This is a genomic window from Snodgrassella sp. W8158, assembly GCF_016100435.1.
Lineage (GTDB): Bacteria > Pseudomonadota > Gammaproteobacteria > Burkholderiales > Neisseriaceae > Snodgrassella > Snodgrassella alvi.
Genome location: NZ_JACFSM010000004.1, coordinates 1 through 14,561 on the forward strand (window position 1 = coordinate 1; position 14,561 = coordinate 14,561).

Here is a 14,561-nt window from a genome sequence, read left to right on the forward strand (position 1 = left end):
AATTGCTTAACACATATTATGTCTTCGGCGTGCCGTCTGCAGAATGAAAGACAAGCCTCTGTATCTAATTAATAGATCTATGAATCAATCGAAATTTTAACAATTCAACTATGAGGTGAATAAAGCCAGCTAACCGCTGGCTTTTTAATTCTAACGAAAAGGAAGAAAACATGTAAATTAGATACCTAGGTTTAAAGTCTATTATTTAACCTTCATCGGGTGCTGTGTTAACATTTCATTACCCAGCAAAGGAATAAATAATGGACTTTAAAAATTTATATGCACTTTTAAATATAAAGCCGACAGCATCACAATCAGACATTGCCAAGGCAATGAGGCACGCTGCGCAGCAACAGACAATCACTTTAGATGATTTAAAGCTGTGTAAACAATATCTTTTAAATGAAGAGGAACGAAATAAATACGACGAACGTTTATTTGCCGCATACCCGGAACTTTTAGCCCCTCCGCCTGAACCGAAACCCGAAAAAGCAGAAGAAGTTAAGCCATTAGAACCAGCAAAGACAAAGCAGGGCAATAAAAAGCTGTATCTGATTTTGGTTGTTGTAGCCGCTGCAATTGTGCTGATTGGTACTGTGGCTTATTTCAAACATTTTAAACCCATCGCAGAAGCAAAAGAGGCGGTTAGAGATTTATTGAAAGATCCTGATTCAGCCAAGTTTTATGATGTTAAAAAGGTTGTAAATACCCACAACAAAGAGATATATGTTTGCGGTGAAATGAATGCGAGAGCTCTTGCTGGAGGTTATGCTAGTAAAGAAAAATTTGTATATGAATTAAAATCTAAAAAAGCCACTGTAATCCCAGATAAAAGACCAGATAGTATAATTGTTGAATATTATTATAGTACTTTATATAGAGTAGGCTGTTTAAATACTGATCCTGCAGAATTACTTAAGGCGATGGAAACTACAGGCGATTATGCAGGAAAGGTTTTATCTCTTATTGACAAAAGAAAAGTTTCTGAAAATAGTTTTGAAAGAGAAGAGCTAGCTAAATCTATAGCTAACTTATCCGCGAAGACAAAGGCAGAAGAGCAAAAGCTAACAATTTATACAAATAGTGATGACGATTGATTCAGTTATCACAGCATATGAATAAGTAACAAAGTAAGCAACACAAGCCAGCTAATAGCTGGCTTTTTTAATAGGTTAAAAAAATGAATAGGGTTATTAATAGTTGGAATGAAAATACAACAAACCCAGAACCTGTCGGATACCATGATTTGATAGCGTATGAGGAAGCCTCGCAAAGAGTAAGTGACGCAGCCAAAGAAAAGAAACAAGAAATACTGGAAAAGCTTGGAGACGATGAACTGGTATATATCGCTGGAGAAGCTACAAAATATTCTGATGAAGCGGACAGACTTATAAATGGAATAGTTAAGGCACTTGTATTGGGCTGCCATAAAGATATGACAGTAAGACAACTATTAAGCCATCTATCATTAGAAGCAAGAAAAATCCTAACTGATTATATTTTAAAGCATGCTAATTAAATCAAAAGCCAGCCAAAATGCTGGCTTTAATTTCAAGCCTAAGCTAATCAATCCAAGCACATTTAAACAAGTGTGCTTGGATTGATTAGTAGACATATTTAACATTATTTAACATTTTCTGTGTGCTGTGTTAACATTTTGAAATGTATCAAGGGGAACATAATGGACATTAAAAATTTATATGCACTTTTAAATATAAAGCCGACAGCATCACGCTCAGACATTGCCAAGGCAATGAAGCAAGCAGCGCAGCAACAGACAATTACTTTAGAGGATTTAAAACTATGCAAACTAAATCTTTTAGATGTAGAGGCGCGCAAACAATACAATGCTCGTTTATTTGCAGAATATCCAGAACTTTTAACCCCTCCGCCTGAGCCTGAATCAGTAGAAAAAGCAAAACCACAGCCACCAGCAAAGACAAAACAGGGTAATAAAAAACTGTATCTGATTTTGGTTGTTGTAATTGCACTGATTACCGGTACAGCAGTTTACTTCATGCACTCTAAACTCATCGCGGAAGCAAAAGAGGCGGTTAGAAATACATTGAAAAATCTTGATTCAGCTGAGTTTTATCATGTTGAAATGTCTGTAAATACCCACTACAAAGAACATCTATATGTTTGCGGTGAAGTGGAAGGGAAAACTCTTGATGGTGGTTATACCGGTATAAAAAAATTTGTATATAGATTAAAATCTAAAAAAGCCATTGTAATTTCAAATAAAAGATCAAATGATATAATGCTTGAATATGCTGATAGTTTTACATATAGAGTAGGCTGTTTAAATGCTGATCCTGCCGAGTTGATTAAGGTAGTGAAAACTACAGACACTTATTTAGAAGAGCTTAGATCACTTACTTGGGGACCTGCTCCTAAAAATAATTTTGAAAGAGAAGAGCTAACTAGATCTATAAATAACGTAATCGCGAAAATAAAGGCAGATCGGAAAAAGATAACAATTTATGCAGATAGTGATGACGATTGATTTAGTTATCACAACATATGAATAAGTAATAAAGTAAGCAACATAAGCCAGCTAAATAGCTGGCTTTTTTATTAGCTATAGAGGTGATATTCCAACACGATAAATTAACCCATGTAACAGCAACAACGAGGGAATTGTACATGATTAAAATTCTATAACTGGATTTATTGCAGTTTTTTTAATGTCTGCTGCTCTTTCAGTGTCCCCTGCTTTGTCTGATAAGGAGCAATTAGATATGCAGCGCAGTTATACAGCAAGACAAATGCAGCAGAAAGAATACCAGGCAGATCTGGAAGTAAAACGGTTAGCTGATACATATGCGCGCATGAGTGATAGCGAACGCATGAAAGGTGATGCAGAGCTTAAATGATTTTAGGTGATGATTGTTGACATTCCCGCCCAGCTAAATAGCTGGTTTTTTATGAGACGCGCTTAGAAAATGACTGGATCACAGGTGAATGTGATATTTATGACCCTAAAGAACGTTTTATTATTGATACAAAATGTTCTTGGGATATAGGCACTCACCCGTTTTTTATTGAAGAGGCGCAAAAAAAGGCAGAAAAAGCAGGATATATCTATCAGATGCAGGGTTATATGTGGCTATTTGATTGTGATAAAGCTGATATAGATTTTTGGCTATTCCCCTGCCCTGAAAATCTGCTGGGTACTTACGATAATCCGGCCATGTTGATTGATGCGGTTGAAGATATTCCTATCGCTAAGAGGTTAACAACGGTTACGGTAACAAGAGATGAAAAAATAATCGAAAAGATTAAAGAAAAAGTAGAAATTTGCCAGGAATATTATGACTTGCTGCTAAAACAGGTCGCATAAAAGGATTTCATTATGTCTGTTAATAAAGTAATTCTAATTGGTCGCCTTGGGCGCGACCCTGAAACACGATATATGCCCAATGGCGACGCCATAACGAATTTCTCGCTAGCAACTGATGAACAGTGGCGTGACCGTAATGGAGAACGCCAGACTCGTACAGAGTGGCATAACGTATCCCTGTACGGCAAACTAGGAGAAATAGCTAACCAGTACCTGAGAAAAGGTAGCCAAGTGTTTGTTGAGGGCAAAATTCAGAGCCGTAAATATACCGATAAAGATGGTATCGAACGCATGGCATACAATATTATCGGCAATGAGATGAAAATGCCGAGCAATCGTAATGATGGTTCTGATTCTGGCAATAATAACGCTGCACCACTTACATCATCGAACCCACCACCAGCACCACATCGGCAACCGCCTCAACATGAATCTACAACCGCGCCAATAGATGATATTGATGACGATATTCCGTTTTGATTGAAAAAAATTAAATTGATCAAAATCAAAAATATTAAACCTTTTAAATATTGAAATATTTAAAGGTTTTTTTATATACTCAAAGAAATGTAAATGTAATATTATAAATATATAAATTTTCTTATTGTGGAAAGAAAATAACTATGAAAAAAATCCTTTTTTTATTATTGCTTCCAATTACCTGTTTCGCACAAAGTGAAATAAGTAATTTTTGGGAATATGGCAATGGCACTCGGGCAATTAGTATTAGTTCCGTTATAAATGATAAAGTTGATTCATATATGATATATAAAGATGTAAAACAGGATTCAGATAGTTTTAGATTTCGTTATAGTCCAATTTTATATCTTAAGGCTGATGGTACTTACTTTTCAACGACCACTTCTGAATGTGGTAACGATTGTTTTTATTATTCGGACGGTATCTTTAAAAAAATTGATGAAACACATATACAATTACAAATTGAAGAATCCGGGCAATCGGATTTGTGTCCGGGTGGGAAAAAAGTCAATAGAAAACGACGAGATTTGGGTATTTTTGAAATTAAAACTGATGAAGATGATAGTATAGTAATGAAAAGACAACCCTCATTAATAATGAGGATCGAGCTGGACGAGGTGCTCAGAGCTATAACATCATCAATGAAAGCGGCTTTTACTGACTTATATTACATAGTCACAAAACTGAGGCTAAACAGTTTAAGAAATGGGTAACTAGTGAAGTCCTGCCCTCTATCCGTAAAACAGGCGGCTACTCTCTAACATTAAATAAGCAGCAGCAATATTTGATTAAAGAGGCTGTACTTAATAATGAATGCTGCCCAAACAGGCAAAACATATCAGTCTGTGTATAGAAGTCTCTATACCAAGTTTAAAGTACCCAGATACCAAGACATTCTTGCTAAGAATTTTGATGAGGCACTTTCATTTTTAGGTGGCTCAGTTAAGCCAATCAATAATCAGTCTGCATTATCTAATATGAATCAGGACGGACGCCGGCTGGTAATTGTCGAAAATTACAAAGTTACATATGCAGAGAATATCAACGGTTATAACCGTATCAAGGCCGATGTGTTTAGAAAGCTGCTGAAACAGACAAAGCAGCAGGCAGAGTATCTGGCAGAACTGGCAAGCCGCATGAAGGTAATATCAGGAGACTGCAACAGCTCAAGGTTAGATTACCCGATTGAGGAGCTACATCCTAAAATTATTATTTGATTCTGTAACAAAAATAAGCCAGCTAATTGCTGGCTTTTATTTTGGAGAAATTTATTTGTTGTTCTATAAAACAATATAGTTGAATTATCGAACCGATATAGCTGAATTATCGAACCGATATAGCTGAATTATCGAACAGGTATAGCTGGATTATTGAACAAATGTCAAACTTGATAAGGAGGCACAAAAGGGACACATTTTACTGCATTTTGAAAATATCCCTATGACAGTTTTTGGCCTCACTTTAAAATAGCTACGTTGTAACCAAAATACAAAATAAGTAATCAATATTAAATTTTTTAATATGATAAGCCGCTTTTAAGCGACTTTTTAATGGGGATTACCATGATTGGCAATTATTTAAAGGAACCAGATAAATATTTATATGGAATTTTTGTAAGTGGAGATCCTGGAAATAATAAAAATTACGTGCATTGCTCTATAGAAGAAGCCATCTTTTTTGTTTTTTTGTTCGAGATATTTTAATTTATCATACACATGAAAATATAACAGTTTATATTTATCGGAGAGAGCAAATTGTACCTAGTGAATGTAACGGACAGCGAATACGGCAGGCTGCTGGGACTGACGACAAAAAACAAGCGAATGAATTAGCAGCTAAACATTATTATGAAATGTTTGAGGTGCAAAAGCTTGGTTATAGCCGTGAATACACATGGCGCGAATGTGTTGTTGAATGATTAAAAGAAAACCCGCATAAACAGGAGGATAAAACCACATTATCATATTTACGCTGGCTGGATCATTTTCTTGGTATGCTCACGGTTAATCAGATTGAGCGTGTAAATATTCGCGAAATACGCGACGCTAAGCTGAATCAAGGACGTAAACCAAGGACAGTAAATGCGTATTTAAATCAAGTTAAAACTGTTTTATTAGCTGCTAATAAATGGGGATGGCTGCCTAAAGTACCAGATATTGAGATGCTCAAGGAGCCAGAACCAAGGGAGCGATGGCTTACCGCTATGGAAAAAGAAAGATTGTTCAAGGAGCTGCCAGAGCATTTAAAACCAATTGTAACTTTTGCACTGGCGACAGGTTTTAAAAGGGCGAATGTTGCAGGCTTGAAATGGTCGCAAATTGATTTATCGCGAAGGATCGCATGGATTTTTGCTACTCAGGCAAAATCATCAAAGCCCATAGGAATTCAGCTAAATGATGAAGCCATGAGCGCAATTTTAAGCCAGCGAGGTAAGCATAAAACGAATGTCTTTACTTACAACGGTAAGCCAATTAAAAACCCTGCCGGCACCGCATGGAAAAAAGCATTAAAGCGAACCAAGATTGAAAATTATAGATTTCATGATAACCGGCATACGTGGGCAACTAATCACGCAGTACAAGGGACACCCACGCGGCAACTAACTGAGTTAGACGGCTGGTCTGGTGAAAAGATGGTAAAAAGATATGCGCGCATGAATGTATGATTGAGTTGACAAATAAAGTGCTGGAAACAGACCTGTAACTGAGCAAATCCCTAACAATCGTAAGAAAGAAAGTGCCATGACCCGCGCAAAACCCGCACAAAGATTTAGTAAATACAAAAATAGACGCTGGCGAGCGTCTAATTGTATTTACTAAACAATATGTTAACTGGTGGAGGTAAGCGGGATCGAACCGCTGACCTCTTGCATGCCATGCAAGCGCTCTACCAACTGAGCTATACCCCCCACTGTGTGCAGCGAGTTACTGCTGAACAGGTTGCGCATTTTACCTGAACTACCGAATTTTGCAAGCCCTGATTCAATCTTTGCTGAGAATAAGAGAAAATATGGTTTTCAACCGGTATGATTTTAAATATAACACTTATCCCATAATAAACATGGATTGATAAAGTAGTCGCATCTGATAATTAAATTTATACTTACATGCTAACCCAGATTTTTTGTTCTCAAACAGGAAAGCATTTATGCAGCGCAAAAAAAGACAGACTATACTTTTAATATTAACAGGCTTACTGGTATTTGCGCTGATGTGGGCAACACTTTTATTTCTGCCTAAAAGCAATACAGGCTATCGGTTAAAAGTACCGGCTGGCTACGGCATTAGCGGAGTAAGTCGTAATTTATCTGCTAATGATGTGATTTACAGCCGCTGGGTTTTTGTCGGTACTGCTTATATGCTGGGTATGGGAGATAAAATCAATCGGGGTAATTATCGCATTCCCCATTCAGCTTCCAGCTGGCAGATTTTACAAAGGCTGCGCAACGGTAAACCAGACAGTATTACAGTGCAGATTATTGAAGGCAGTACATTTGCGCAAATGCGCAGGTTAATTGATAACACACCGGATATTGAGCATATTACGAAAGACTGGCCGGACAGCAAATTGCTACAGCAGCTAAATGCTGAAAGTAATTATACTCAGGCGGAGGGACTGTTTTTTCCTGCTACTTATGATATTAGTTCAGACAGTAGTGATTTATCTCTTTATCAGCAGGCATTTAATACGATGCAGCGACATTTACAGGCTGCATGGGAAGAGCGTCGCAGTGATTTACCCTATCAGTCTGCCTATGATTTACTAATTATGGCCAGCCTGATTGAAAAAGAAACCGGCCATGCTGAAGACAGAAACAATGTAGCAGCTGTATTTGTCAACCGGCTTAATCAGCATATGAGATTACAAACAGATCCTACTGTCATTTATGGTATGGGTCCCCGTTATAAAGGTAAGATTGGAAAAGCGGATTTACGCCGTGATACACCATACAATACTTATACTCGTTCCGGTCTGCCGCCTACTCCTATTGCTTTGCCGGGTAAAGCAGCGCTCGAAGCTGCGGCACATCCGGCCAGTAACAATTATCTTTACTTTGTAGCGCGAAATGATGGTACAGGACGCAGCCAGTTCAGCCACAATCTGAATGAACACAATGCTGCTGTCCGCCAATATATCCTGAAAAAGCATTAACCGGGTTTACTATAGATGAAAGCAAAATTTATTACTCTGGATGGAATTGACGGCGCCGGTAAATCAACCAACCTCAATACCATACGTAACTGGTTTGAAAAACATCAGCTGCCGGTACTCTTTACCCGTGAACCCGGCGGTACGCCCATTGGTGAGGCATTACGCGAATTATTATTAAACCCGGCTACTCATGCTAATGCCCGTACTGAAACTCTGATGATATTTGCTGCACGCCAGCAGCATCTGGATGAGGTTATTAAACCGGCACTGGAAAAAGGCATACATGTAGTCAGTGATCGTTTTACCGATGCTACATTCGCCTATCAGGGAGGTGGCCGTGGTTTACCGCTGACAGATATCACTATTCTGGAAAACTGGGTGCAGCAAGGTTTTCATCCCGATTTAACTTTATTACTGGATGTACCTCTTACAATTGCACAGCAACGTCTCAGCCAGAATAGCCATCCTGACCGTTTTGAACAACTGGATGCTGTGTTTTTTGAGCATACTCGCGCTGTTTACCTGGAACGAGCTGCGGCCACACCCCAACGCTATTCTGTTATTGATAGCAGTTTGAATCTTCAGGATGTGGCACAGCAAATTAACCAAGGGTTAGCACAGTTGTTTGGATTAGATTCATGATTTATCCATGGCTTGAACCAGTCTGGCAACAGATAGCCCGGCACTGGCAGCAACAACCGCATGCATGGCTGCTTTATGGTCATCCGGGAATTGGTAAACGGGAATTTGCTGAATATCTGGCACAAGCATTGTTGTGCGAGTCTCCGGGTACTAATCATCAGCCATGTGGTGAGTGTACATCCTGTCATTTATACAGTCAGCACAGCCATCCCGATTTTCTGCTGGTTACCCCCGAAGAAACAGATGGCGAAGGCGGAGAGCGTAAACAGCCACTGATTAAGGTGGAAACTATACGTAACGTTCTGGATTTTGCTCATCTGAGTGCTCATCGTGGCGGCAAGCGTGTAGCTCTGATTTATCCGGCAGAAAATATGAATCTGCAAGCAGCCAACGCTCTGCTGAAAATTCTGGAAGAACCGCCGCCAGGTATGGTATTTATTCTGGTAAGCCATCAGAAAGACCGTCTGTTACCAACAATTAAAAGCCGTTGCCGGCAAGTGGTATTAACCATACCTGCGCCAGCACAAGCACTGGCTTATGCACAGCAGCAACACGGAGATAATGCAGCTGAACTGCTAGCCTTTCACGGCGGAGCTCCCTTGTTTAATGAAAACGACAGCCATACTCGGATGCGTAACGAATTAATCGCCTTGCTGGTTAAGCCGCGTCTGATTGCTTTATTGGATTATGCCGCTACTTTTGATAAACACAAACTGGCATTGGCTACTTTTCTCGACTGGCTGGCTAAATGGTTACTTGATCTGTCACTAGCCCAGCAAAATATGCAACCCATGTATTATCCTGTATGGAGTAAAGCATTAAATGAGATTAGCCGGCAAGCAGATACATTATCGTTGTTTGCCTTAATTGATAAAGTAAATAAGCTTGCCCCTTACGGTAAACATACACTCAATGTTAAAATGCAGCTGGAAGATTTATTAATTGAATATCTGAATATTTGGCAGCAAAAAAACACAAAATCTTAAAGGAAATCTATGGCTGAAGCTCCTGTTAATCTGCCGGGCAAAATGCTCAATTTAACAATACCCGACAAACCGGAACTGTATCGCAGTTACATGGCTTTTCTGCAGCATGGCGGTCTGTTTGCTCCTACCACTGATACATTTAATATGGGTGAAGAAGTATTACTGGTCGTTAACTTGCCAGAATTCAACGAAGCCAAATATTTGCGTACCACAGTAGTATGGATCAACACTGCTACCACTTCTACCGGGCAGCCACAGGGAATCGGGCTGGCATTTGGTAAAGATGAAGATAGCATTGCAGTAAAGCAGTCAATTGAAGATATTTTGCCCGGAATACTGTTAAGCGAACGCCCTACCTATACTTTGTAATCATGCTTATCGATTCACACTGTCATTTAAATATGCCTGATCTAGCAGCCAGATTGCCGCAAATATTGGACAATATGGTTCAGGCAGACATAGGTCAGGCTATTGCTATTAGTGTAGACCGTACCAGCGCTGCTGAAGTACTGGCGCTGGCAGAACAGCATACCAATCTGTTTGCCAGTGTTGGTGTTCATCCTGAAGATCAGAATTCAGCAGAAATGAGTGTGGATGAATTGGTTGCCGCTGCCCGACATCCAAAAGTAGTAGGTATTGGAGAAACCGGACTCGATTATCATTGGTGTAGCGGAGATTTGGCATGGCAGCATCAACGTTTCAGTACACATATTCAGGCATCAAATCAGACCGGCTTACCTCTGATTATCCATACCCGGGAAGCTGCCAGCAATACATTGCACCTATTGCATGAAAATCAAGCACAACAAGGTGTGATTCACTGTTTTACAGAAGATACTGCATTTGCCAAAGCTGTACTGGATTTAGGTTTTTATATTTCCTTTTCCGGAATTGTAACCTTTAAAAATGCCATACAGATACAGGAAGCCTGTCGCTATGTTCCGTTAGACCGGATACTGGTGGAAACTGATGCTCCCTATCTGGCACCTGTGCCTAAACGCGGTAAACAAAATGAACCGGCTTACGTGCGTTATACTGCCGAATTTGTAGCACAACTGCGCGGAGACAGCATTACCAACATAGAAGAAGCTACAACGGCTAATACCTATCGGCTTTTTAATAAAATTCCACCAATCCGCAATTAGCCATGACACAGATTACCGTTACTGTACTTGGCTGCGGCAGCTCATCCGGTACACCGGTTATTGGGTGTGACTGTCCTACATGTATCAGCACAGATCCCAAAAACCGGCGTACCCGTTGCAGTGCACATGTACAGATTGGTGAACAATACTGGCAAATTGATACTGGTACTGATTTTTACCATCAGGTCTTACAACATGAACTGCAGCGTATCGATGGGGTGCTTTATACTCATCCGCATGCAGACCACCTCAACGGCATTGATGATTTGCGTGCATTCTGCTACAGACAACGTGCAGCAATTCCTATTTACGGACATCATGATACCTTGTCTAATATTCAGAACCGTTTCGATTATGCCTTTCTGGAACAGAATAACCATTGGAACCGGCCGGTATTACGTGCATATGAACTGCCATTGAATCAAGGTAAAAATAGCGTTCTGACTATTGAAGGTGTACCTGTATGGCACTTCGGTGTACCGCATGGTAGTTGGACAACCAGTGCCTTTCGTATCGGCAATATCGCCTGGTTTACCGATCTTAACCATATAGATGAATCTATATTTCTGTACTTAAACGGGCTAGATTATCTCTTTCTCGATTGCTTGATGGATACCCCATATCCAAGTCATCTGAGTACTGAACAAGCTTTTACTTATGCTAAGCGTATCAATGCCAGACAAACTTACTTTATTCATATGACTCATCATCAGGAATACCGGGCACTAAAACGACGCTGCCCCAAAAATTGTGCACCGGCTTATGATGGTTTAATTGTAAGCAGCTATTATTAATATACTTTTATCATAAATATCTTAACATTACTAATAATAAATTTTTACTATATTTTAATTATAAAAATCATCAATTTAAATTTTGAAAAATAAATCAAAATTACAATTCTGCTTGCTCATCATAATCATCCAATACCCCATCATTCATTCTGTCTAAATGCTTTTGTTTACTGAGTTCTTTCAGTTTACTATAAGAAATATAACTACAAATTTCAGATAAAGGGGCTTTCTCTAAAAGAGAAAAAACCGGTCTGAGTATTTCCTGAAAAACTTTTTCCTGTCGGTAATCAGGTGCAACAATATGTAATTTAATATTCATATTCGGTTGCAGTGCAAGTAAATCGGCCATTCTTAATAAACCCGAATAAACTGAAGTCGTATGCTCTACTTCGAACGCCCGAACAATTGAACGCCCTTTTAACCAAATAACATCTATTTGCTCAATCGTACTTATTGTCGCTTCATCATAATTAAGCGGTAATCTATCCAATAAAGCTTTGGTACCTTTGTTCCATTCTTTTAAGACTCTGCTGCGATCTGCCTTAGGTAACCAAATTCGATGTCCCATACAAGCTCCTATCTGAGCCAGTAATGCCTGCATTTTAATTGATTCACGAACATCATTATTTTGACTGCCTTCATTATCATCTATAGATTCATCATTTTCAGGCACAGAAACTTGAACGACCTTATCTACACGATTCACAGTATGTTTTTTTAAGTTTTTCAACTCTTTTTCATCTAAAGGATAAGGAAAAGGATTATTAGCCTGCATCGATAGCATCTCTGCCAATAACTCTCCGTCTTTATCATTAAGTTTATTTAAACTGTTTCGCAGAATACCGGTCCAGATACTACTATTTTTAGGATATGACTGAGTAAAAGAAAGATGCTGCCAGATTTTATCGTCACGAATTGGGATTGAATCAGGCAAGGATAACCATACTTTTGGTCGTACATGAAAACACAAAACATGCTGATCGTCTGTTTCTACAAAATCAGGTTTAATAGCCCTAAACGGCTCGTTATCAAGTATTTCAAGTAAACCACACCAGCGAGAGATGCGGGTAACATAACAAACTAAAATATCTCCGGCTTTAACCCGTTTCGCAACCTCTTTATGTCGTTCATAAAAACCATCAATCGTTCGATCTGATTGAGTAAAAGCCTGATATGTTTCCGGAGTAAAAATTTCGGTGTAGTAAGCCATAGACCGCATCCTGTCCACATTTAATTATGATAACTATTATGTCTATATCAGAATCATAAAAATTAATGACAGCTCTGAATAAAACTAAATAAAACGATTATTTTTAATAATTACTGATTCAGATACAGAGTTATACACAATTTACTAAAATAAATTTCTCTATTAACTATATTATCCAAAAATAAAAAATATTTATACAAAAATTATTAAAAAATTAACAATAGCATTAGTTCATTTTAATCACTATCCGGATAAATATAAGATTGTATTAACTTAAATAATGTGCTGTTTGTTCTAATATCTGCTGTAATGTTTCTGCGCTCAACCCTAATGCACGCATACATAAAGCATAATCAGCCGCCTGAGTAATCCCCCACAGATATTGATTATTTTTTAACGGCCAGTCTGGATGTAGTGCAGAATAGATTTCGTTAACCAGTTGCTGGATTTCGTTTTTGCTGGCAGCGGTATTGACATAGTAAAGACAAGCCTGATGGGTATATTGCTCCATCTGTCCCAGTACATTCAATGGCTGCTGATGCGGCTGCCAGTATATATTGTCATTAAGCAATGTCTGCTGCCGGTAATCAATATTAATGCGTGAAGACAGATAACGAAAATCCCAGCTTTCCTGATTAAGCACGCGACCGCAGGCTATGATTTCACCTAGCATGAGCTGACAGTTATCAGCCAGAGTAATGTGCATAGTTTGTGTTAAAGCTGCATCACGATGCAATACCAAAGGATGAGGCAGATAGCATAGTCGGCTGTGTTCATGCAAGTAGATACGGGTATGCTGCTGTGCTTCCATAGCAGCCGGCATGGATTGCACCCGGGTAAATGCCTGGGTAAACAAATACAATTGAGTTTGTTCCGCCAGCTCTATATCAATATCAATACTATCCCCTGCCAGTAATCCCGGTGATGAACTCATTTGTATCGCCGGCAAAGCCTGCGACCATACCGGTGATATCATTTTCGGTAAAGGCAGAATTTTCAACGGTGGTGTATAAAAGCAACTGGCAAAGGTGGTCTGTCCGTGCCGGTTTAGCTGAGTAGATAGATGTAAACGGCTGTGCATTAACGTATCAGACCGGCTGGTTCGTCTGTGTTCTCAAGTAAGGCGTATTTTTTAATCCATTTGATTACAGTGTTAATACCTTCCTCTGCCATCAGATTGGTAAATACAAATGGCTGCCCTTTACGCATACGCTGTGCATCATGCTGCATCACTTCAAGGCTGGCACCCACATACGGCGCTAAATCAGTTTTGTTAATAACCAGCAAATCAGAACGGGTAATACCCGGTCCGCCTTTGCGCGGAATTTTTTCTCCCTGCGCCACATCAATAACAAACAGCGTAACATCAGCCAGATCAGGGCTGAAAGTAGCAGAAAGATTATCACCGCCACTTTCGATAAATACTATCTGAATATCTGGAAAGCGTGCTGTCATTTCATCTACTGCTTCCAGATTCATACTGGCATCTTCACGAATGGCAGTATGCGGACAACCACCGGTTTCTACGCCCATAATTCGTTCTGGTGGCAACAGGCTGTTTTTGGTCAGAAATTCAGCATCTTCCTGCGTATAGATATCATTGGTAATCACCGCAATACTATATTCCTGAGCCATATGACGGGTAAGTTTTTCAATCAGTGCAGTTTTACCGGAACCTACCGGACCGGCAACGCCGATTTTAATGTATTCACGCATGGTGTTCCTTCTGCATCGATTCCGTTTATTCGGATTGATACAGTATTTCACGACTAACTCAGCTGCTTCTATTCAGACAGAACAGCTTGTTTA

Annotated in this window: 18 protein-coding genes and 1 tRNA gene; 15 read left to right on the forward strand and 4 right to left on the reverse strand. The window is 39.2% G+C overall.

All coding sequences use genetic code 11. The features are described 5' to 3' along the window. The first annotated feature begins 260 nt into the window (after positions 1-260). From H3V11_RS09150 to H3V11_RS09185, 9 genes are all read left to right on the forward strand, one after another. Positions 261-1,097 carry a hypothetical protein gene (locus tag H3V11_RS09150; protein ID WP_198224571.1) on the forward strand — a complete coding sequence of 279 codons (837 nt, stop codon included), beginning with the start codon at positions 261-263 and terminating at the stop codon, positions 1,095-1,097. 83 nt (positions 1,098-1,180) lie between these two features. Beyond that, the gene (locus H3V11_RS09155) at positions 1,181-1,519 is read left to right on the forward strand and encodes a hypothetical protein (RefSeq protein WP_084551453.1); all 339 of its coding nucleotides are present in this window, start codon (positions 1,181-1,183) and stop codon (positions 1,517-1,519) included. A gap of 162 nt (positions 1,520-1,681) precedes the next feature. Further along, on the forward strand, positions 1,682-2,506 hold the full coding sequence (locus H3V11_RS09160; RefSeq protein ID WP_084551454.1) for a hypothetical protein: 825 nt from the start codon (positions 1,682-1,684) through the stop codon (positions 2,504-2,506). A gap of 235 nt (positions 2,507-2,741) precedes the next feature. Continuing rightward, complete coding sequence (locus H3V11_RS11985) at positions 2,742-2,876, forward strand: hypothetical protein (protein WP_255454428.1); 135 nt, start codon at positions 2,742-2,744, stop codon at positions 2,874-2,876. Between the two features lie 215 nt (positions 2,877-3,091). Beyond that, on the forward strand, positions 3,092-3,343 hold the full coding sequence (locus H3V11_RS09165) for a hypothetical protein (RefSeq protein ID WP_174829823.1): 252 nt from the start codon (positions 3,092-3,094) through the stop codon (positions 3,341-3,343). 12 nt (positions 3,344-3,355) lie between these two features. After that, positions 3,356-3,823: a single-stranded DNA-binding protein gene (locus H3V11_RS09170; protein ID WP_084585134.1), complete on the forward strand. Its 468-nt coding sequence runs from the start codon at positions 3,356-3,358 to the stop codon at positions 3,821-3,823. Positions 3,824-3,966: 143 nt separating this feature from the next. Continuing rightward, on the forward strand, positions 3,967-4,536 hold the full coding sequence (locus H3V11_RS09175) for a hypothetical protein (RefSeq protein WP_084585135.1): 570 nt from the start codon (positions 3,967-3,969) through the stop codon (positions 4,534-4,536). 96 nt (positions 4,537-4,632) lie between these two features. Further along, complete coding sequence (locus H3V11_RS09180; RefSeq protein ID WP_174829822.1) at positions 4,633-5,040, forward strand: ORF6C domain-containing protein; 408 nt, start codon at positions 4,633-4,635, stop codon at positions 5,038-5,040. Between the two features lie 776 nt (positions 5,041-5,816). Further along, complete coding sequence (locus H3V11_RS09185; RefSeq protein WP_174829821.1) at positions 5,817-6,488, forward strand: site-specific integrase; 672 nt, start codon at positions 5,817-5,819, stop codon at positions 6,486-6,488. 167 nt (positions 6,489-6,655) lie between these two features. On the opposite strand, the gene H3V11_RS09190 is transcribed toward H3V11_RS09185, so the two are convergent. Then, positions 6,656-6,731 (reverse strand) — tRNA-Ala (locus tag H3V11_RS09190). Positions 6,732-6,970: 239 nt separating this feature from the next. Here H3V11_RS09190 and mltG point away from each other — a divergent pair. Genes mltG through H3V11_RS09220 form a run of 6 tightly spaced genes read left to right on the forward strand, consistent with a single transcriptional unit; the run spans position 6,971 to position 11,542 of the window. After that, positions 6,971-7,975: an endolytic transglycosylase MltG gene (gene mltG / locus H3V11_RS09195; RefSeq protein WP_198224573.1), complete on the forward strand. Its 1,005-nt coding sequence runs from the start codon at positions 6,971-6,973 to the stop codon at positions 7,973-7,975. Positions 7,976-7,990: 15 nt separating this feature from the next. After that, complete coding sequence (tmk, locus tag H3V11_RS09200; RefSeq protein WP_198224575.1) at positions 7,991-8,617, forward strand: dTMP kinase; 627 nt, start codon at positions 7,991-7,993, stop codon at positions 8,615-8,617. Next, complete coding sequence (holB, locus tag H3V11_RS09205; RefSeq protein ID WP_198224583.1) at positions 8,614-9,603, forward strand: DNA polymerase III subunit delta'; 990 nt, start codon at positions 8,614-8,616, stop codon at positions 9,601-9,603. Before tmk ends, holB begins: the two co-directional genes overlap by 4 nt. Positions 9,604-9,612: 9 nt before the next feature. After that, on the forward strand, positions 9,613-9,972 hold the full coding sequence (locus tag H3V11_RS09210) for a PilZ domain-containing protein (RefSeq protein WP_025330085.1): 360 nt from the start codon (positions 9,613-9,615) through the stop codon (positions 9,970-9,972). Continuing rightward, on the forward strand, positions 9,972-10,748 hold the full coding sequence (locus tag H3V11_RS09215) for a TatD family hydrolase (protein WP_198224713.1): 777 nt from the start codon (positions 9,972-9,974) through the stop codon (positions 10,746-10,748). Before H3V11_RS09210 ends, H3V11_RS09215 begins: the two co-directional genes overlap by 1 nt. Positions 10,749-10,750: 2 nt before the next feature. Beyond that, on the forward strand, positions 10,751-11,542 hold the full coding sequence (locus H3V11_RS09220) for an MBL fold metallo-hydrolase (RefSeq protein ID WP_198224585.1): 792 nt from the start codon (positions 10,751-10,753) through the stop codon (positions 11,540-11,542). Positions 11,543-11,642: 100 nt separating this feature from the next. On the opposite strand, the gene H3V11_RS09225 is transcribed toward H3V11_RS09220, so the two are convergent. The 3 genes from H3V11_RS09225 to ureG form a co-directional block, all read right to left on the reverse strand. Further along, positions 11,643-12,752, reverse strand: a complete 1,110-nt coding sequence (locus tag H3V11_RS09225; RefSeq protein WP_198209797.1) for a hypothetical protein — start codon at positions 12,750-12,752, stop codon at positions 11,643-11,645. Between the two features lie 268 nt (positions 12,753-13,020). Beyond that, positions 13,021-13,833 carry an urease accessory protein UreD gene (locus H3V11_RS09230; RefSeq protein ID WP_198224587.1) on the reverse strand — a complete coding sequence of 271 codons (813 nt, stop codon included), beginning with the start codon at positions 13,831-13,833 and terminating at the stop codon, positions 13,021-13,023. Next, a complete protein-coding gene (ureG, locus tag H3V11_RS09235; protein ID WP_041879290.1) occupies positions 13,833-14,468 on the reverse strand; it encodes an urease accessory protein UreG in 636 nt (211 codons plus the stop codon). The genes H3V11_RS09230 and ureG overlap by 1 nt, the downstream gene beginning before the upstream one ends. Positions 14,469-14,561 lie beyond the last annotated feature (93 nt).